This window comes from Streptococcus suis, from assembly GCF_002960445.1.
GTDB lineage: Bacteria > Bacillota > Bacilli > Lactobacillales > Streptococcaceae > Streptococcus > Streptococcus hyiners.
The window spans coordinates 1-18187 of sequence record NZ_POJD01000107.1 but is presented as its reverse complement, the minus strand read 5'-3'; the positions used below and the strand labels follow the sequence as shown (position 1 = coordinate 18187).

The window sequence follows — 18187 nt, the reverse complement described above, 5'->3', positions numbered from 1 at the left end:
GTTATTGTGATTTGATTGATTCCAAATGAAAAAGAGCTGAGCAAGAAGCGAAAATGGAAGATGATTATAGGAGGGTCACTTCATCTGGCAGGGTAATGGTTTCCTTGCCCTGCTTATCCATCACCAAAATCGTTGACGGATAAAAAGGATCGAAGCGACTGTTCAAATCCAAAGCAATGGCATTCCTATAGCCCTCTTGAGAAAACACAAGTGTCACCTTTCCCTTTCTATTTTTGATGGAAAAACGCAAGACACTTTTTAAGGGAATAACTCCTTTTAAGTAGTTATCAATAAAATACCAAAAACTGTCAATGACCTCTCCTGGCAATGAGGTGACAACACCAAAACTTGCGTACCGTCCATTTGTTTGATCAAAAGCCATCTTTCCTCCTTTATGGTAAGAAAAAAACCTGTAAAACAGGATTTTCTTTTCTAACTTTATCTACTTCGCAGTTCTAAATAGCGTTTGTACCAGATATTAACATAGGCTGGAGAGAAGGGACCACGTTGATTGTTGATCCAGTCCACCAGAATCTTGACATTTTCCTTCAAAATAAAATCAATATCACTAGAATACTTCATAGCCTTGCGGTGACGCTCGTATTCGTCCACATCCAAGAGCCTTTTCTCACCATCAGCAAAGACCTTGACATCTAGGTCGTAGTCGATGTACTTGAGGGCTTCGTTGTCTAGAACATAAGGACTAGCAAGGTTACAATAGTAGGAAACACCGTTTTCACGGATCATAGCAATGATATTGAACCAGTATTTTTTATGAAAATAAACGATTGCTGGTTCTCTCGTTACCCAACGTCTGCCATCATTTTCAGTCACTAAGGTGTGGTTATTGACCCCAATAACAGCATTTTCCGTTGTTTTTAATACCATGGTGTCACGCCAAGTGCGATGAATTTCACCGTCATGTTTATAACTTTGAATAGTAATAAAGTCGCCTTCCTTTGGTAATTTCACTTTGTTACCAACTTTCTACTATTACAATTTATCTCGACTATTATACCATATTTTTTCAACCTAGGCGAAGATTTTTCTCACAGATATTCACGAAGGGCTGTTTTTATAGTATCAAAATCAAATCCTTTGCGGGCCAAAGCCTGTGTCAAACGTTGTTTTAGCTCATATCCCTCATATTTTCGACTGTATTTCCGATACTGCTTATCCAGCTCCTTGGCAATCAACTCTGCTTCATTTTCTTCATCCGATGTCAAGTCTAATTGAGCAAGGCACTGTTTGGCAAGCTCATAGGAAAATCCCTTGGACATCAAGCCCTGAACCAACTTATCCTGTAAAGCTCGCAGGGGCAACTTGGATTGATACTTTCGACTTAACTTTTCTGCAACCCTTTCAGCCAGATCTGAAAAATCAATCTCAGCCAGTCCATCTTCAATTATTGATTTCGAAATTCCCTTGGTCATCAATTTTTGCCGAAGCATAGCTGGTCCCTTGTCACCATTCAAGCTATTCTGACGGATATAGGTTTCTACATAGGCTTTATCGTCAATCCACCTATCTTCTTCCAAATTAGCAACTATTTTTAGAGCAGTGGCTCCTGCAATCTCATATTTTTGCAGATATTCCAATACTTCTTTTTTAGTTCTCTGCTTGAAGGAAATGAAATACAGGGCTAAATTTTTCCCATAGGAAAATTGGGCAAAATCCCGAATGGCTCCAAATTCCTCTTCTGTGATGTCCTTGTCCTTACTGAGCATGAAGCGAACAATGGTATCTTCTGTGATATAGGTGTTTTCCTGTCCTTCAACTTCTAAGAGATAGAGCCGTTTTTTCTTTTCGATTTTTGTAATTCTCATTCTTTCATTATACAGGAATTTTCGGTAAAATAATAATATGAATTTACAAGTAAACCAACGAATTCCCTTGAAAATCAAGCGAATGGGTATCAATGGCGAAGGTATTGGCTTTTATCAAAAAACGCTAGTCTTTGTTCCGGGTGCCCTCAAGGGGGAAGAAATCTATTGTCAAGTAACCTCTGTTAAACGTAATTTTGTGGAAGCAAGGCTACTGAAAATTAACAAGGAATCAAAATTCCGGGTCAAACCAAGCTGTGACATTTATCAAGCCTGTGGTGGCTGTCAAATCATGCACCTTCGTTATGACAAGCAACTGGACTTCAAGCAAGACCTGCTCCAACAAGCCTTAAAAAAGTTTAAGCCAGCAGGCTATGAGGATTACCTCATTCACCCAACCATTGGAATGGATCAACCAAGTCATTATCGGGCTAAATTACAGTTTCAAACCCGTTCATTCAAGGGTCAAGTCAAGGCTGGCCTCTATGCTGAAAATTCCCATCGCCTGATTGGTATTACAGACTGCTATGTCCAAGACAAGGAAACCCAAAAGGTTATCAATAGGATTGCTGACCTCCTAACCAAGCACCGTATCCCTATTTACAACGAGCGTAAGGAGCAGGGCATTCGTACAGTTATGGTTCGCAGAGCTCGTCAATCTGGTCAGGTGCAGGTCATTTTTGTCACCTCCTGCCAGGTCAATCTGACCAAACTCATTGAAGAAGTAACCAAGCAATTTCCTACTATTGTCACTGTTGCTCTAAACTGGAATAGGCAGAAGTCCAGTGATATATACGGAGAAAAAACGGAGATTCTCTGGGGCAAACAGGCCATCGAAGAGGCTGTTTTGGATTATGAATTCTCCCTGTCACCTCGGGCATTCTACCAACTAAATCCCCAACAAACGGAAGTTCTCTACGGAGAGGCAGTCAAAGCATTAGATATTTCTGGCGATGAAGACTTGATTGATGCCTACTGTGGTGTGGGAACCATTGGCTTTGCCTTTGCCAGAAAGGTCAAGTCTGTTCGAGGGATGGACATCATACCTGAAGCCATCGAAGATGCTAAGGCCAACGCCAAACGGATGGGGCTGACCAATACCCACTACGAAGCAGGCAAGGCAGAGGACATCATTCCCCAATGGTACAGGGATGGCTATCGGGCTGACGCCCTGGTGGTAGACCCCCCTCGGACTGGCTTAGACGAAAAACTCCTCAAAACGATTTTGGAATACAAGCCTGCTAAGATGGTCTATGTATCCTGCAATGTTTCGACCCTAGCCAGAGATTTGGTTGAGCTGACCAAAGCCTACAAGGTTGAATACATCCAATCCGTTGATATGTTTCCCCATACCGCACGAACTGAGGCGGTTGTGAAGTTGAGTAGGAAGTAAGCTGCTGACAAGGTTTATTGCATAGAAAAAAAGCAAGCCTTGCGAGGCTTGCTTTATGCTTGTTCTAAAAAGGCAATCAGGGTCTGGGCAGACCGTTCACCTGCCTGGATAATAAATTCATCAAAGGTGATATTGGCATCCCCTTGGGCTGTATCACTCATGGCACGGATGACTAAGAAGGGTTTACCTGTATTAACGGCCGCTTGGGCAATAGCCGCTCCTTCCATCTCCACAGCCAGAACTTCTGGGAAATGTTCCTTTATGCTGGCGATCTTATCTTGACCAGCGATAAAACTGTCACCAGTTACAATCAGTCCATGATGGCTACTTATTTCCTGCTCTGCCAAAACGCCTGTTAACTGTTCTAACAAGACTTGGTCTGCTGGATAATACAATTCCTGCCCTGCCATTTGCCCATAGGCGTAGCCAAAAGCCGTCACATCGACATCGTGGTAGGCCAAGTGAGTAGCTACCACCACATCACCGATGGCGATCCCGTCAGCTACTGCCCCTGCTGAGCCTGTATTGACAATGGCGTCCACTGCAAAGCGGTCAGCCAAGATGGCTACAGACATTGCTGACATGACCTTGCCAATGCCTGATTGGACTAGAACCACTTCATGCTGGCCAATTCGACCTTGGTAATAGGTCCGTCCCAAGACAGCTACTTCTACTTTTTCCTGGAGATGCTCGACCAAAATCTTCAGCTCCTGGGGCATGGCAGCAATAATTCCAAACTTCATCTTTTCTCCTAAATAAATAAAACTGCAATAATAAAGATAATCAATAATACGATGACCCAGAAGAGAATTTTGTTGACTTTTCCCCGAAATTCTTCGCGTTTGATGGTTTCAATTCTACGACTTTTGACCACCGATGGTTTGACAGGGATACGGATGGTCTGTCCTTCCTCGTAGCCTTGGTAGTCTTCATCTAAAATGGGCTCAAAAATTTTTTCATCCATGGATACCGTTTGCTTGGGACTAAAATGTCCAAAGCGTTCATCTGTATCAGCCTCCTGCATTTTTTTCACTCGTTTTAGTATGTCATCCGTTAACAAGGGCTTGCCCACTGTCATCTCCTACTTTCTCATGAGTTGTAAATATTGAACCGCCATGATGGTCTTGGCATCACAAATATCCCCACTTGCGACCAAGTCCAAGGCTTCTTCTAGGGTTACATAAGACAGTTCAATGACCTCGTCCTCATCCATGGGACGAGGGTTTTCCACTTTAACCAAGTTATCAGCTAAATAGAGGCGAATACGCTCATTACAAAAACCGATAGCAGAGTAAAAATCTGCCAACAAGGTCAGCTTGTCACTGGTATAGCCTGTTTCTTCTTCCAATTCACGCAGGGCTGCATCTTCAAGCGTATCTTCTTCGCCTAGTTCCAACTTTCCTGCTGGAATTTCATAGATAGCCCGCTCGATAGCCTTGCGGTATTGTTTGACCAAAATCATTTTACCTTCAGGAGTGACTGCTAAGACACAGACCGCCCCCTTGTGGAAAATCAGTTCACGCTTACCAGTCCCACCATTTGGCAAAGCCACATCATCGACAACAACATCAAAGATATGACCCTTGAAAATCTCAGTACGGTTGATGGTTTTTTCTTCAAAATTCATAATAGTACCTATTTTTGACTAGGATGGAAAGGAAAACGGGTCGCATAGCCTTCCTTGTTTTCCTGACGACCACGACCAATCCCGATGGCATCTTTTGGAATGTCCTTGGTAATGGCAGAGCCGGCAGCAAGCAAGGCATTGTCACCGATTGTTACTGGAGCGATGATGGTTGAGTTTGAACCGATAAAGGCATTGTCGCCAATCGTGGTCTTGAATTTGTTTTTACCATCGTAGTTGACCGTAATGGTACCTGCACCGACGTTGACATTGCTGCCGATTGTCGCATTGCCCAAATAAGTCAAGTGACCTGACTTGGTTCCCTCACCAAGTGTAGAGGCCTTAACTTCCACAAAGTTTCCAACGTGAACATCTTTTTTCAGAAGGCTATCTGGACGGATATGAGCATACGGACCTACTGTCACACCCTCTTCGATAACCGATTCTTCAATGTCTGAGTTGCTAATGACCACATCTGCAGCGATTTTAGAATCACGCACGCGGGTGCCGTTTGTCAAAATCGTGCGTTCACCGATCACTGTCTGACCTTTCAAAACAACGTTGGCTTCAATGACCGCTTCTGCTCCAATTTCTACATCAATGTCGATATAGGTTGCTTCTGGATTGACAAAAGTTACTCCGTTAATCATGTGTTTTTCATTGATCCGCTTGCGCATGACTGCCTCTGCAGTCGCAAGAGCTACACGGTCGTTAACACCTAGGCTTTCATCAAAGTCTTTGAGGACATAGGCCCCAACTTTTTCGCCAGCCTGACGGAAAATCGAAATAACATCTGTCAAATAGTACTCACCTTGGGCGTTGTCCGTATTGATCTCCTTAAGAGCTTCAAACAAGCGCTTGTTGTCAAAGAGATAGGTACCAGTGTTGATTTCCTTGACCTGTTTTTCGAAATCGTTGGCGTCTTTTTGCTCAACAATCTTCAAGACTTCATCATCAGCATTACGGATAATCCGACCATAGCCGAAGGGATTATCAGCCTGAGCTGTCAAAATAGTCGCAACGTTTTTATGGCTGATATGGAAGTTAATCAAGTTCTTCAAGCTTTCGCCTGTAATCAGCGGTGTGTCACCTGCAATAACAAGGGTGTGACCATCTAGCCCTGCCAAAGCTGGCTCAGCCATCATGACCGCATGACCTGTTCCCAACTGTTCTGATTGGAGGGCAAATGCTGACTGACCTTCTAAAACAGTCTGTACCAATTCTGCCTTATGACCAACAATGGTTACAATCTTGGCAGGCTCCATGGCATCCACGGCACGCTTCACATGCTCCAACATGGTAATTCCGGCCACCTTATGTAGGACCTTCGGTAAGTCAGACTTCATGCGAGTTCCCTTACCCGCTGCTAGAATAATTGCATAGTTATTGCTCATAAGTATCTCTCTTTTCAATGTTATGACCCTATTATAGCAAATTTTGTGTTTTTTGGAAAATGGCAGTATTATAAGGAATTTTCGTGAATAAAAAAACTGGAATGAAGCCAGTTTCTCAAAAATTTTTAGTATTAGAAAACAAACTAAAGGATGATTGCATCCAGTAGAACTGTCTATTTAGGGTAAACCAATTCAAATTCTTCACAGACAACCAGCATATCTTCTGAGAAGGTCAGACCTGCTTCTGCCAGCCAGATAGTGAAAAGCTCCTCATGGACCTGCCGCCAGTGGATCAGACTTTTCTCTTTTATGATAGACAAATCACCTTCCTGACGGAACTCGCCCTCCTTATAGGCATGATCCGCTGTCACTTGGGAAAAGGGCGTCACATAGACCTTGGTGGTCTGGATAATGCAAACAGCCTGACCTTGACTGTCGAGAATAATGTCGTAGCCACCAGCTGTTGGGATTTCTTCTCCCTCTACTGCGTAGAGGGCATGGGCAGAGCTGGTTGAGGTTTTTATACCTCTTGCTACTAAATCAGCCAGTCGATCAGCTTCCGCCCCAAAGGCCCAGGCATCCGGCTCAGGACCTGCTTGGGGATTGGAGGCAAGAAATTCTTGCCAGAGTTGTGTAGGGGTCATGGGATTTTCCTTTCTACTTCAAACTCCAGCCACCGTCAATGGTGATAATCTGTCCCTGCATGGAAGTGAATTTGCCACTGGCTAGCATGAAGGTCAGCTCTGCTATTTCGCTGGGCTGGGTCCAGCGTCCGATTGGGGTCTGGTCTGCCACCCAGTCCGCCAGCCCACCAGGCTCAAAGTCCTTCTGGGTCATGCCTGTCTGAACGGCACCAGGGGCGATGCCGAAGACCTGAACCTTATCCTTGGCATAGTCCAGTGCCAACTGCTTGGTAAAACCTGCCAAAGCGTGCTTGGAGGCGGTGTAGGCAGAGCCTCCACCACCTGCTAGACTGGAGGCAATGGAACACATATTGATAATGATGCCCGACTGTCTGTCCACCATTTGCTGCAGATAGGGGCGAGTTAGTCTGGTCACCGCGAAAAAATTAACCGCGAAGATGCGAGCTAATTCATCCTCCTCGATATCCAGATGGGGACGGTAATCGTCTAGTATGCCTGCGGTGTTACAGAGGACATCAACTGTCTGGCACCATGAAAAGACTGGGCTTAAATCGCCTGTCAGGTCCAGCTGTAGAAAGTGAAAATCGCCTGTCAAGTCAGGCTTGCTGGCCTGATCAATCCCGTAGACACGCCAGGCATTTTCCAAAAAAATCTTCGCCTGTGCTAAACCAATGCCGCTGGAAACGCCGGTGATGAGGGCTGTCTTAGTCATGGACTTCTACCCAGTCGGTCGCAAGGACGTCGCAGGGGGTCGGGCTCCACATGGAGAAGCCCTCACCCTCGCCGGTCACGTTGATGAGGAAATAGGGCGTCGCCTCCAGCTTTTGCCCGTGGACTTCGATGGTGTCAAAGAGCTGGACGTAGTTCTCCGCCCCGCCCCAGCCTGTGCGAACGTACTTTTTCTTGGCCTTCAAGCCTGGTAAAATCTCTTCAAATGTCATTTGAAACTCCCTTATTCTTCTATCTTTCAATCATTATACCAAAAAATCGCTTCTATTTCGGTTTCCTCACCAACAAAACCGCACTTCCAATCCAAAAGGCCATAGCAGGCAGAATGAGCAAAACCAGATTGAGCCAAACTGGGACAGTCATGACCATATTCACCACACCGCCAACAATCATAAAGAGATAACTAGGCATAAAGACATAGCGGACCAACTTTTCCTTTTGGAAAAATAGCAGAGCTAAACCGAGAACGGTAAGTGGTACTGCAAGCCCCCAGCCAGTCAGAACCAGGTCAGGTTCCTTGGGGATTGCCCAAAGACGAAGCCCACAAATCAGGAGAAAAAGAAGGGGGATGCAGAGAAAACTTGCCCAAACCTTGATTTTGCTGGTCTGGTAAATCAGACCGCGAATAATGAGGAAAATCCCTGCTGGCAGGAGGAAACTGAGAGCCGTGTCACACACCAAGCCCAGCCAGTTTAGCGAAATGGTGCCTGTCCCTGCAAAATCCATCAGCCATTGGCTGCCGAGGTAGATGATGAGCATGAGGCCACTCAGGTTTGCGACTTCTATGAAACCAATCGGAGGGAGGTAGCTGAGGAGGTCGTCTGCCATTTGCTTGCTGTCTTTGCCCAGAAAATCCTCCGCCGAAAGCCCGTCTTTTTGAGCTTCAAGTACGTCTTGGTAGATGCTAAAGAGCTGGGCAGTCACTGCTTCTTCCTGCCTGTGAAAGACAGAGGCAATCATCATGTAGCCATTGATACGGCCCATGTATTCCTTGTTTTCCTTGGTCAGCTGGCTTTCAATCACTTCAATCTGCTTGCGGTATTCCATTTGTTTGCTCATCTTATTCTCCTTTCACTTTCTCCACTTTTGCGACGAGTTCTCCCCATTGGACCCAGAAATCGTTTAAGTAGCTCTGCCCTTGGTCTGTTAAATAAAAATACTTCCTGTCTGGTCCGTCTGGTGAGGGCTTGTTTTGGCTGAAAATTAAGCCATTTTTTTCTAACTTCTGGAGCAGAGGATAGACTGTTCCTCCGACCATGTTTTCAAAGCCCTGTTTTCTCAACTCCTGAACCAACTCATAACCATAGATTTCCTGTCGGGCAATGACCTGCAAGACACAGCCGTCTAGGACACCTTTGAGCATTTGGGTTTCTTTCATAAGCCCTCCTCGTCATCTGTAAAAAATCCAAATAATAGGCCTGATCCTAACAGGATACCTAAGATCAAAATAGAATCCAAAGTCCAACCAGTTATAATAGCAGTCACAAGCGTGATGCCTGCTAGTTTCCAATTTTCCGGACTTTTCTTATCCAGTTTCATACTGCCTCCCTATCTAGTTTGTAATACCAACTAGTTTAATAAAAATAAAAGTGATTTTCTTTGTCTTCTATCACTAGTTTGTTTTACCTATTAGCTTTGTATCTATAGTATAACGCAAGCTGACTAGTATGTAAAGCATAATAGTGGAAAATGAGTAAAAAAAATCAACACTACTACTCAAAGTTAGTGTCAACATCTCACCGCAGTGGTTGATTGGCAGATTTGTTCGTGTCTTACACTCCAAATCTGACCATTACGACTGTTGCGAACAAAGTTCGCTCTATTTCCAACCTCAAAAGGTTCACTGAACCTTTTGAGCTGTGCGGGGGTGGGAGTGAAACAGTCTGGAGATAGACTGTTTCAGCTCAACAACTGGAAATAAGGACTTGTTGACGAACTCTTTTTACTAGTCAAGTTCTTTCCCACTCCCAAAAACTTGGGTTGCCCCAAGTTTAGGAAATAATTTGTTTGTAAGATCGTGTCGTGATGGCATAGACCACTAGGTAGAGGAGGAGATAGCCACCACAGATTCCTACCGTTACTTGCAGCATCAGCCCTGCATTGACCACGCCGATAGACAACAAGATAGACGAGAGCATCTTGTAGGCAAAGGCTAGATGGACAAAGGCAAGTACGATAGGTAGGAAAAAGACGGTCAGCAATTGCTTGCGAATGGACTGTCTGGTCTGATCCTCATCCAGACCAACCTTGGTCATAATGACGAAGCGATCTCTGTCTTCGTAGCCTTCTGAAATCTGTTTGAAGTAAATTACCAGCACCACCGCCATCAAAAAGATGAGTGATAGCAAGAGGCCGATGAAGAAAAGTGAGCCTGCAAAACTGAAGAAACCACGCATGGCATAGGCACGATAGGCGAAACTGATGGCGTTCGTTGCATTCTGTAATATATTGGACTCCCAAAGCTCACTTTCAAAACGACCTGATAAAAAGGCGTCATGGCTATCTATCTGCTCTTCTTCTGATAGACTGCTTTCAAAGCCCATATAATAGCGATTTTCGGCTTGATTTTCAAATATTGTCAAGTCTTGAACAACAATGACCAGATACTGGCTGAGAAGGAAGGAACCATGGTCTGGTAGATGTCCTAAAGTCACATTCTTGGGCAAGACTTGGACAACTTCCATTTCCTTTTCATCAAAGGTAAGGGTTTGACCAGCTTGATACTGGACTCCCTTACTAAAAATTGCCACTTGGTCAGATGCCAACTGGAGTTTTTCTCCCGTCATCTTTTCATAGCTGGCTTGATTAAGGACAAAACCGATCCCCAATCGGTCAGAGAAATCCATACCAGCAGCTTCTTCATCCGTCAAAAATTTTATTTGCTGGTTTGTCACCTCAGAAAAATAGGCTTGCTGATAAGGATAGACTACCTTACTTTCAACAGGAATATCTGTCTCTTCTAAGATAGCTTCCGCCCACTCCTCCCACTTCTCCGTTTGTTCTTTTGAAGCGGTTGGCTGCATTCCAACATCAATCGAATAATCATTTGGATTCTGGTTAGCAATGTAATCCTTGCCACCGATGTAAATATTGAGGCCTCCAACCATGGTCACCAAGAACATACTGGAGAGGATAGTAATGGTCGCAAGGCCCAGAGCATTTTTTCGCATACGGAAAATCAAGTTAGACACAGAAATAAAATTCTCTGGCTTGTAGTAATAGGTCTGACGGTTCTTTAGCCAGTTTAAGAGACTGATAACACCTGCGTGGAAGAGCAGGTAGGTCCCAAAGATAACCAGAAGAGTCGCTCCAAAGAAACTCGGAACCGCCTGAAAGGGATTGGTCACTAGCTGGGCAATGGTATAGCCTGCCCCCAGTAAAATAATAGCTAAGAGGGTCTGTAGCCAGAGGGAGCCTGATTTCTTATCCCCTCGCTTCTTGCCCTGAACCAGTTTGAGAGAGTCTGTTAATCCCAATTTCCCAATATTAAAGAGGCTAACCAAAGCGAAAATCCCAAAGAGATAGATAAGTACAGTGACCAGACTTTTCAACTGGAAAGTTGAAGCTAGGACAACAGGCATCTGCATGACCTTGAGCAAGAGGGCATAGAAGAGTTTATCTAGAGCCAAGCCCAGCAACAAGCCTGTCAAAATACTACTGGCTGCAAAAACTAGATTTTCCAGAAAAGTCATCAGGAGGAGGTGTTTTTTCTCCAAGCCTAGAATACTGTAAACACCGAACTCTTTTGACCGCTGCTTCATGACAAAACTATTGGCATAGAAGACCATGATGGCAACCGCCAACATGACCACAATCATACCGAAGCCCAATACCATGGTTACCCCATCGGCTCCCTTGACCTGACCTAAATCAGGATGAAAGGCAAGCGATGCAAAAATATAGGCAATGGCTGTTGAAACTATAGTCATTAGGGCATAGGGAAAATAGAGCCTGCGGTTCTTTTTGAGATTGGTCAGAGCCAATCGAACAGTTAGTCCAAACATACTACTCACCTCGATTCGCCATCAGTGTCAAGGTATCTGAAATCAGCTGATACATCTCCTGACTAGTCCGCTCGCCACGGTAGATTTGATTGTATAGAATACCGTCTTTGATGAAGAGTACTCGTTTGGCACGACTGGCCGCTGCAGTTGAGTGGGTCACCATCAGAATGGTCTGCCCCTGCTGGTTTATCTGCTCAAAGATATCCAGCAAGGTTGCAGAGGACTTGGAATCTAGAGCCCCTGTCGGCTCATCCGCTAAGAGGATTTCTGGCTGGGTGATAATCGCACGTGCCACCGCAACCCGTTGCTGCTGACCGCCTGAAATCTCGTAGGGCATTTTGTCTTGCAAGGTCGCAATTCCCAGGCTATTAAGCGTATGAACGAGTCGCTTGTTCATCTCATCAATCGGATAGCGAGACAAAACCAGAGGCAAAAGCACATTATCCTTGACAGAAAGAGTATCCAAGAGATTGAAATCTTGGAAGACAAAGCCCAATTTCTCCCGACGAAAGGCTGCCGCTTCCTTGCTCTTGATAGCTTGGGTATCCAATCCGTTAAGCAAGACCTTGCCCTGCGTTGGCTTATCAAGGGTTGCCAAAATATTGAGCAAGGTGGACTTACCAGAACCTGATTCTCCCATAATGGCGACATATTCACCCTCTTCCACAGTAAAGTGAATATCCTTCAAGGCCTCGACCTGACTCGCCTTAAAGCGAGAACTGTAAATCTTTTGAACGTGTTGTACATCTAAGAGTGGCATCACTGCAACCTCCTTTTCTTTTTTCTACCCCCATTCTAGCTCATCCTCCGACAGTCTGCCATAGCCCTAGCTTTCATTTGCGTGACAGTTTTGTAAGATTAGTCAAAAATCAACTCCACTTCTTTGATACCGATTCGCACCTCTGTTCCCCGACCCACTTTTGATTTTAGCTTTAGGGAATAGCCCAGCTCCGCAGCAATTTTCCGTGAGAGATAGAGCCCCAGACCCGAAGATTGCTGGGTTCTACGGCCATTGAAACCTGAGAACCCACGCTCAAAGACCCGTTCCAAGTCGCTCTCAGCAATCCCAATTCCCGTATCGCGAATGACCAAATCATCCCCGTCCAGAGCAATCGAAATACTTCCCCCCTGACAATACTTGAGGGCATTGGATAAAATTTGCTCAATCAAGAGACCTAGCCAGCGTTTGTCTGTCTTTACGCTCCTATCCAGCTGTTCCAAGTCCAAGCTGGTATTGGCCTGAATGAAAAAGAGGGAATATTTCTTGACCAGACTTCTGACTAACTCTTCCAAATTGACGGATTCGATAACCAAATCATCATGAAAGGACTGTAAACGGAGATAGTTCAAGACCAAGCCTGTGTATTGTTCTATCTTAAACAATTCCGATTCTAATTGATGACGAACTGGACTACTATCTACTTCCTTGACCAAAAGTTGACTGGCTGAAATAGGTGTTTTCATCTGGTGGGCCCAGAGGGTGTAGTAGTCATCCAATTCTGTCTGTTCCTGACGCTGTTTTTCAATCAAGAGCTTGTTCTGGACTTCTAGTCGCTCCACTTTTTCCTGCAACAAACGCTCACTGGCTGTCCCAGTAGTCACTTTCTGACCACGCCAGATTTTTCCAAAACGAGAAAATTCCCTGAAAAAATCCCAGAAGAGGGCAAGGAGCCAGCAGATAGTGAGCAGGGTGAGGGCGTAGAAAACCAAGTTTCTTTGGATGTCAAAGAGCCCACTATAAGCCAGAATGGTCGTGGCAAAAAGACAGTAGCTGACCAGAAATAGCCAACGATGACGGAGCCAAGAAGTTAGAAAATCAGGCAACATTTCCTTATTCATGTGTCCACACCAGGCCGTAGCCTACTCCTTTCTTGGTCATGATTAAGTCAGGTAGGCCCAGCTCTGCCAATTTTTTACGCAGGCGAGCGATGTTAACCGATAAAGTATTGTCATCCACAAAAATATCACTGTTCCAGAGTTCTCTCATCAACTCCTCACGGCTGACTACTTCCTTACCATGTTCAAATAAAACGCGTAAAATCTGAAATTCATTTCGGGTCAATTCCTCTACAGCCTGTCCATAGGACACCTGCATGGTCTTTAGGTCTAGGGAAATCTCCTCAAACCAGAGTACACTTTGTTCTCCGACAAAGTCATAGGTTCTTCTGAGAAGCCCCTGTATTTTAGCCAAAAGCACCGTCATTTCAAAGGGCTTGGTCACATAGTCATCCGCCCCCATATTGATTGCCATGACAATGTCCATGGGCTGGTCATGGGAAGACAGAAACATAATGGGCACACGGGATGTCTTGCGAATTTCCTGACACCAGTAATAGCCATTGAAAAACGGCAGACCAATATCCAGCAAAATCAAATGGGGCTGAAAATCGCTTATTTGGTCCAACACCGTCTGAAAATCTTTGACCTCTTGAACCTGATAACCCCAGTTTGTAAGATTCTTAGCAACTAATTGACTAATAATTCGGTCATCCTCAACCAGAAGAATTCTCTGCATAACATTTTCCCTCTCTTACTATATACTATTTATTATAGCCTAAATTTCAGGAAAAAAGGGGGATTTTCTACAAATCCAACCCAGATTTGTCATTCCACACATATTTCGCTATACTAGAAAAAAGAAAGGATTGCCATGCCGAATTTACTCAACTACATCGAAGATACCCAATACGATAGCTTTTACGACCAGCCCCTCAACAAACTGGACATTTTGGCCCTGACCGAACTTTCCTACCTACCTTTTGACAGACTGGCTCCCACTTCCTTTACAGAAACTGGCATCCGGCTGGACCATCTGGCAGAGCAGTTTGAGGCCACCTATCAGAATGATTTCCCACCTTTTTCCATGGTGACCAAAAATCGCCTAGCCTTATTTGCCCTTCTAGCCAAATCCATACGCTTCAAGTCTATCAAGGCATTTGGCTTCGTTGACGACTATCAGTTGGACCAAGAACAACAATTCTCCGCTATCAGCTATCGTCTGGATAGACAGACCATCTTGACAGCTTTTCGTGGGACTGATGACACTATCATCGGTTGGAAGGAAGACTTCCACATGGCCTATATGGATGAAATTCCTGCCCAGCGTTCAGCAAGTGGCTATTTAGAAAAGCTGATGGCTAGTCAAGATGGAAATTTCTATATCGCTGGGCATTCAAAAGGTGGAAATTTAGCCCTTTATGCTGCCAGCCAGCAAGCTCCTGAGTTGCAAGAACGCATCCTTGCTATTTATCCTTTTGATTCTCCTGGACTTCATAAAAAGCATTTAGATGCCCCTGGCTACAAAAACATCCAAGACCGTATCCACCCTATCATTCCTCAAAATTCTATTGTAGGAATGATGTTGGAAGCACCTAAAAACGCCCAAATCGTTCAGACCAATACGGTCGGACTGCTCCAACACATTACCTTTTCTTGGGAAATCGAGGGGCTGGATTTTAAATCAGTCCCTACCCTTACCAGTGATAGCCTCCAAATCGACCAAACCCTAAAAGCTTGGACTGCCAGCCTGACGGATGAAGAATTAAAAGCATTCTTTGACCTCTTCTTTGGCATTTTCATCCAGGCAGGTATTGAGCGTTTCAGCGACATAACTGTCAATCCCCTACAAAAATTACAGGAAATGGACCGATTAAGGAAAGAATTTTCTCCTCAAGAAGCTGAAATGATGGACAAGCTCATTCGGCTACTCTTCGATACACGCTACCAAATATGGAAAGAGCATGTTAACACCTCCATTCCAAGTCCAGACATTTCTCTGCCAGACTGGCGGAAACTCTTCCAATTGGATCATTCAGATAACTCAAAAACTAGCTCAGGTGACTGAACTAGTTTTTGTTATCGAATCTTCTTAAAAATTGAGATAGCTTTTCCAAGCCCTTAATTAAGGTTTCTTTTTCACAGGCATAGCCCAGACGGACATAGCCATCACGATCAAACCGATTACCAGGCACTAAAAGAACACCATGTTCTTGCAAGAGTTGCAAGCAAAATTCTTCCATAGGCATATCCACTGCAATCTTGACAAAGCTTGTAGATACGACCGCTGGTCGAATATAGGAAACCAAGGGTTCCTTCTCAATCCATTGGTCCAAAATAGCTAAATTTTCTTCTAAAATGCGCCGATTTCTTTTCAAAATCTCTTTGCGAGATGCCAGCGCGAGTTGGGCCACCATGTCATCAAAGACACCTGCACAAATCATAGTGTAGTCCCGATAATCTCTCAATATATCTGTCACTTCAAGATTGGCTGCCACCCAGCCGACACGAATACCTGGCAGAGAATAGGTCTTAGACAGACTATTAACCGCAATCCCCTTGTCATAGACATCAATGATGGACGGCACATCCAGCTCAGAAAAGGAACGATAGACTTCATCTGATAGGATATAGGCTCCTACCTCACCAGCAATTTCCGCCAATTCTTCCAAATAGGTCCTATCCATGACAGCACCAGTTGGATTATTGGCATTGTTGATGCAAATCATCTTAGTGTTAGGACGGATGAGCTGGCGCAATTTCTCCAAGTCTGGCAACCAGCCCTTCTCTTCCTCAATCTGCCACAAATCCACTTCTGCTCCCAAGGACTTTGGAATATCGTAGAGTTGTTGGTAGGTCGGGTATAGAGAAATAACATGGTCACCTGGCTCAATCAAACTATAAAGAACTAACAAGTTGGCCCCTGTTGCCCCATTGGTTTGGAGAATTTGTTCGGGACTGACCTGTTCGTAGAGCTGGCTGACAGCCTCTTTAAATGCTGGCGAGCCTTCTATCCAGCCATAGTTGAGCTTGGTGCCCTGCAATTTTTTATAAAAATCCTCAGGATTGGTACCCGACAAGGCGAATAATTCATCTAAGGTTAAGGCAGAAATGGACACTCCTGCAATGTCATAAGTGGCGCTGGTTTCGTGGACATTTAGCCACTCCTCAACGCCGAAACGTGGTAATTTCATTTTTATTCCAACTTCATTTTTTTACTGTCTATATTGTACCACATTCTCACATAAAACGTATAAATATTCAAAAAACCCAATTTCTTCTAAGTAAAAAAATAGATGATAAACTAGTGATAAAATAGGATTTTCGTGGGAACAGAATCTGTACGACTTGTAGGCAAAATACAAACATGAGACAAATGATGCAAATCAAAAAATCTCAAATCTTCTATCCGACATTAGAGAGCCCTCCAAGAAAACAAATTCCCAAGGCAACTGGTCCCTCCTCTTTTACATTGAAATAGGCAATAAAGGATTATTTCCATCCTGCCTGACATCCATATGTAGTCGCTAACTAAAACCAAGCACAATATTCACCGTAAATAGGATGGAAAGAGAGAGACGATAAGAAAAAGGATAAGCATAGAACAAGCTAGAGAAGATAGGCAAGCACCAAGAAGGCATATACAAATTTTTTCATGACCAACCTCCCAATCTATTTGTTTCCGTCCCTATTTTAACATAAATTTTATAGCAAACACAAGTTAAAATAATCTACTATGGCAATTGACTTTCTAAATCAACTTCCGCCAAGAGCTTGCTATAATAACCCTGTTCATCAACCAAAAGCGGGCTGTTGGGCAGCATTTTTTTAGCCTGAACCAGTGATTTCTTCAAAGCCTTGTAATCTTTCGTAATTCGCTGATGGTAGAGAGCCGCGATGACTTGGTAATTTCCCATAGGGTACTTGAGCAGAGCCTTGACCTGTTTGTCCTGACCCAACTCCCTAGCTTCATCTTCCAACCCCTGCAAGATATAGACTTCCAACAAAATAAGTTTGCTTGCTTTGATGATGTAATCATTATCGGATGTGGCAATCAATTGTTCCAAGCGTTCCTTGGCTTCTGGGTATTGCCCCTTAAAAATCATGACTTCTGTCCAGTTGAGGTAATGCGTTTGTGGTAAATGTCCTGGCAAGATTGGGAGCTCCAAAACAAAATCACTCAAGTTAGCCGCAGTCGGATCCACCAATGCTTGAGCTGTATGACGAAGAGCATGATAGGTCAGCCGACTATATTCGGGATGAGCACGCAACTCTTGTATCTTAGCACCATCCAAGAAACCAGAAGGGTTGGCATTGAGAATAAATAAAGATAGATTGAGAAGAATTTGCGATAATGGTAGCCCCCACTGCCCCGTCAAAACTCCCATCAAAACAGAAAGCAAGACTAGAACAAGATGAACAATCAGGCCACCTGCAAACATCAAAATTGCCCGTGGGTCATTCTCGTCTTTTTTGACCCCGATATACTGAGCAGCTGCCCCTTGCACAATCACGGTTTTCTTCCATTTCCAGCCCTGATCAGTCTTGACCAACAAGCGATTGCCCAAGCCAAGCGCCACCAAGTCAAAACCTGTCAACCAACCAAAGAAGGCATGCCCCAATTCATGAAGAATGAGGGTCAGATAGAGTGTTCCCATAAACCAGATATAGCCTAGACCAACAATTAAAAACATACTAAGATTAGTAGTGAGGAAATCTCCGACGGGAGAAAGTACTCACTACTTTTTCTTTATGATAAAGTAGAGGTGTCTTGTTAAGTCGTAGGGCTTTTTGACGCTA

General features: G+C 44.2%; 21 protein-coding genes. 2 read left to right on the top strand and 19 right to left on the bottom strand.

Annotation, left to right across the window (positions count from 1 at the left end):
• Positions 1–64: 64 nt before the first annotated feature.
• The 3 genes from C1G53_RS02030 to recX all read right to left on the bottom strand — a co-directional run bounded on the left by C1G53_RS02030 (position 65) and on the right by recX (position 1826).
• Entirely contained in the window at positions 65–382 is a 318-nt protein-coding gene (locus tag C1G53_RS02030) for a DUF960 domain-containing protein (protein ID WP_105117476.1), read from the bottom strand.
• Between the two features lie 56 nt (positions 383–438).
• Positions 439–972, bottom strand: a complete 534-nt coding sequence (locus tag C1G53_RS02025) for a DUF402 domain-containing protein (RefSeq protein ID WP_105117475.1) — start codon at positions 970–972, stop codon at positions 439–441.
• Between the two features lie 77 nt (positions 973–1049).
• Positions 1050–1826, bottom strand: coding sequence for a recombination regulator RecX (gene recX / locus C1G53_RS02020; RefSeq protein WP_105117474.1), 777 nt, complete (start codon positions 1824–1826; stop codon positions 1050–1052).
• Positions 1827–1863: 37 nt separating this feature from the next.
• Here recX and rlmD point away from each other — a divergent pair, with 37 nt between their 5' ends.
• Positions 1864–3216, top strand: coding sequence for a 23S rRNA (uracil(1939)-C(5))-methyltransferase RlmD (rlmD, locus tag C1G53_RS02015; protein ID WP_105117473.1), 1353 nt, complete (start codon positions 1864–1866; stop codon positions 3214–3216).
• Between the two features lie 53 nt (positions 3217–3269).
• Here the strand turns inward: rlmD and C1G53_RS02010 are convergent, their stop codons facing one another.
• From C1G53_RS02010 to C1G53_RS01945, 14 genes are all read right to left on the bottom strand, one after another.
• Complete coding sequence (locus C1G53_RS02010; protein WP_105117472.1) at positions 3270–3959, bottom strand: 5'-methylthioadenosine/adenosylhomocysteine nucleosidase; 690 nt, start codon at positions 3957–3959, stop codon at positions 3270–3272.
• Between the two features lie 8 nt (positions 3960–3967).
• A complete protein-coding gene (macP, locus tag C1G53_RS02005) occupies positions 3968–4288 on the bottom strand; it encodes a cell wall synthase accessory phosphoprotein MacP (RefSeq protein WP_105117471.1) in 321 nt (106 codons plus the stop codon).
• Positions 4289–4297: 9 nt separating this feature from the next.
• Entirely contained in the window at positions 4298–4843 is a 546-nt protein-coding gene (locus C1G53_RS02000) for an NUDIX hydrolase (RefSeq protein ID WP_105117470.1), read from the bottom strand.
• An 8-nt stretch (positions 4844–4851) separates the two neighbouring features.
• The gene (glmU, locus tag C1G53_RS01995) at positions 4852–6234 is read right to left on the bottom strand and encodes a bifunctional UDP-N-acetylglucosamine diphosphorylase/glucosamine-1-phosphate N-acetyltransferase GlmU (protein WP_105117469.1); all 1383 of its coding nucleotides are present in this window, start codon (positions 6232–6234) and stop codon (positions 4852–4854) included.
• A gap of 173 nt (positions 6235–6407) precedes the next feature.
• Positions 6408–6878, bottom strand: a complete 471-nt coding sequence (locus C1G53_RS01990; protein ID WP_105117468.1) for an ASCH domain-containing protein — start codon at positions 6876–6878, stop codon at positions 6408–6410.
• A 13-nt stretch (positions 6879–6891) separates the two neighbouring features.
• Positions 6892–7590 carry a 3-oxoacyl-ACP reductase gene (locus C1G53_RS01985; protein ID WP_105117467.1) on the bottom strand — a complete coding sequence of 233 codons (699 nt, stop codon included), beginning with the start codon at positions 7588–7590 and terminating at the stop codon, positions 6892–6894.
• A complete protein-coding gene (locus tag C1G53_RS01980) occupies positions 7583–7819 on the bottom strand; it encodes a DUF2829 domain-containing protein (RefSeq protein ID WP_004194840.1) in 237 nt (78 codons plus the stop codon). The genes C1G53_RS01985 and C1G53_RS01980 overlap by 8 nt, the downstream gene beginning before the upstream one ends.
• Before the next feature lie 52 nt (positions 7820–7871).
• Entirely contained in the window at positions 7872–8666 is a 795-nt protein-coding gene (locus C1G53_RS01975) for a hypothetical protein (protein WP_105117466.1), read from the bottom strand.
• A gap of 1 nt (position 8667) precedes the next feature.
• A complete protein-coding gene (locus C1G53_RS01970) occupies positions 8668–8985 on the bottom strand; it encodes a PadR family transcriptional regulator (protein WP_105117465.1) in 318 nt (105 codons plus the stop codon).
• Positions 8982–9146 carry a hypothetical protein gene (locus C1G53_RS13125; protein WP_105117464.1) on the bottom strand — a complete coding sequence of 55 codons (165 nt, stop codon included), beginning with the start codon at positions 9144–9146 and terminating at the stop codon, positions 8982–8984. The genes C1G53_RS01970 and C1G53_RS13125 overlap by 4 nt, the downstream gene beginning before the upstream one ends.
• A 452-nt stretch (positions 9147–9598) precedes the next feature.
• A complete protein-coding gene (locus C1G53_RS01960) occupies positions 9599–11611 on the bottom strand; it encodes an ABC transporter permease (RefSeq protein ID WP_105117463.1) in 2013 nt (670 codons plus the stop codon).
• A gap of 1 nt (position 11612) precedes the next feature.
• Positions 11613–12371: an ABC transporter ATP-binding protein gene (locus tag C1G53_RS01955; protein WP_105117462.1), complete on the bottom strand. Its 759-nt coding sequence runs from the start codon at positions 12369–12371 to the stop codon at positions 11613–11615.
• A 98-nt stretch (positions 12372–12469) separates the two neighbouring features.
• The gene (locus C1G53_RS01950; protein WP_105117461.1) at positions 12470–13450 is read right to left on the bottom strand and encodes a sensor histidine kinase; all 981 of its coding nucleotides are present in this window, start codon (positions 13448–13450) and stop codon (positions 12470–12472) included.
• The gene (locus tag C1G53_RS01945; protein WP_105117460.1) at positions 13443–14126 is read right to left on the bottom strand and encodes a response regulator transcription factor; all 684 of its coding nucleotides are present in this window, start codon (positions 14124–14126) and stop codon (positions 13443–13445) included. Before C1G53_RS01945 ends, C1G53_RS01950 begins: the two co-directional genes overlap by 8 nt.
• Positions 14127–14261: 135 nt before the next feature.
• On the opposite strand from C1G53_RS01945, the gene C1G53_RS01940 reads away from it, so the two are divergent.
• Positions 14262–15455: a DUF2974 domain-containing protein gene (locus tag C1G53_RS01940; protein ID WP_105117459.1), complete on the top strand. Its 1194-nt coding sequence runs from the start codon at positions 14262–14264 to the stop codon at positions 15453–15455.
• A gap of 1 nt (position 15456) precedes the next feature.
• Here the strand turns inward: C1G53_RS01940 and C1G53_RS01935 are convergent, their stop codons facing one another.
• Positions 15457–16581 (bottom strand): aminotransferase, encoded by a 1125-nt coding sequence (locus tag C1G53_RS01935; protein WP_105117458.1) that lies wholly within the window; start codon positions 16579–16581, stop codon positions 15457–15459.
• 540 nt (positions 16582–17121) lie between these two features.
• The gene (locus C1G53_RS01930; RefSeq protein ID WP_105117457.1) at positions 17122–18081 is read right to left on the bottom strand and encodes a site-2 protease family protein; all 960 of its coding nucleotides are present in this window, start codon (positions 18079–18081) and stop codon (positions 17122–17124) included.
• Between the last annotated feature and the right edge of the window lie 106 nt (positions 18082–18187).

Excerpts from the sequence above, each read along its gene's own strand:
- C1G53_RS02030 (WP_105117476.1), bottom strand. The coding sequence starts at position 382 with ATGGCTTTTGATCAAACAAATGGACGGTACGCAAGTTTTGGTGTTGTC.
- C1G53_RS01970 (WP_105117465.1), bottom strand. The coding sequence starts at position 8,985 with ATGAAAGAAACCCAAATGCTCAAAGGTGTCCTAGACGGCTGTGTCTTG.
- C1G53_RS01930 (WP_105117457.1), bottom strand. The coding sequence starts at position 18,081 with ATGTTTTTAATTGTTGGTCTAGGCTATATCTGGTTTATGGGAACACTC.
- C1G53_RS01945 (WP_105117460.1), bottom strand. The coding sequence starts at position 14,126 with ATGCAGAGAATTCTTCTGGTTGAGGATGACCGAATTATTAGTCAATTA.
- C1G53_RS02000 (WP_105117470.1), bottom strand. The coding sequence starts at position 4,843 with ATGAATTTTGAAGAAAAAACCATCAACCGTACTGAGATTTTCAAGGGT.
- rlmD (WP_105117473.1), top strand. The coding sequence starts at position 1,864 with ATGAATTTACAAGTAAACCAACGAATTCCCTTGAAAATCAAGCGAATG.
- C1G53_RS02010 (WP_105117472.1), bottom strand. The coding sequence starts at position 3,959 with ATGAAGTTTGGAATTATTGCTGCCATGCCCCAGGAGCTGAAGATTTTG.
- C1G53_RS01980 (WP_004194840.1), bottom strand. The coding sequence starts at position 7,819 with ATGACATTTGAAGAGATTTTACCAGGCTTGAAGGCCAAGAAAAAGTAC.
- C1G53_RS01940 (WP_105117459.1), top strand. The coding sequence starts at position 14,262 with ATGCCGAATTTACTCAACTACATCGAAGATACCCAATACGATAGCTTT.
- C1G53_RS01955 (WP_105117462.1), bottom strand. The coding sequence starts at position 12,371 with ATGCCACTCTTAGATGTACAACACGTTCAAAAGATTTACAGTTCTCGC.
- C1G53_RS01990 (WP_105117468.1), bottom strand. The coding sequence starts at position 6,878 with ATGACCCCTACACAACTCTGGCAAGAATTTCTTGCCTCCAATCCCCAA.
- C1G53_RS01935 (WP_105117458.1), bottom strand. The coding sequence starts at position 16,581 with ATGAAATTACCACGTTTCGGCGTTGAGGAGTGGCTAAATGTCCACGAA.
- C1G53_RS01960 (WP_105117463.1), bottom strand. The coding sequence starts at position 11,611 with ATGTTTGGACTAACTGTTCGATTGGCTCTGACCAATCTCAAAAAGAAC.
- C1G53_RS01950 (WP_105117461.1), bottom strand. The coding sequence starts at position 13,450 with ATGAATAAGGAAATGTTGCCTGATTTTCTAACTTCTTGGCTCCGTCAT.
- C1G53_RS01975 (WP_105117466.1), bottom strand. The coding sequence starts at position 8,666 with ATGAGCAAACAAATGGAATACCGCAAGCAGATTGAAGTGATTGAAAGC.
- glmU (WP_105117469.1), bottom strand. The coding sequence starts at position 6,234 with ATGAGCAATAACTATGCAATTATTCTAGCAGCGGGTAAGGGAACTCGC.
- C1G53_RS01985 (WP_105117467.1), bottom strand. The coding sequence starts at position 7,590 with ATGACTAAGACAGCCCTCATCACCGGCGTTTCCAGCGGCATTGGTTTA.
- recX (WP_105117474.1), bottom strand. The coding sequence starts at position 1,826 with ATGAGAATTACAAAAATCGAAAAGAAAAAACGGCTCTATCTCTTAGAA.
- C1G53_RS13125 (WP_105117464.1), bottom strand. The coding sequence starts at position 9,146 with ATGAAACTGGATAAGAAAAGTCCGGAAAATTGGAAACTAGCAGGCATC.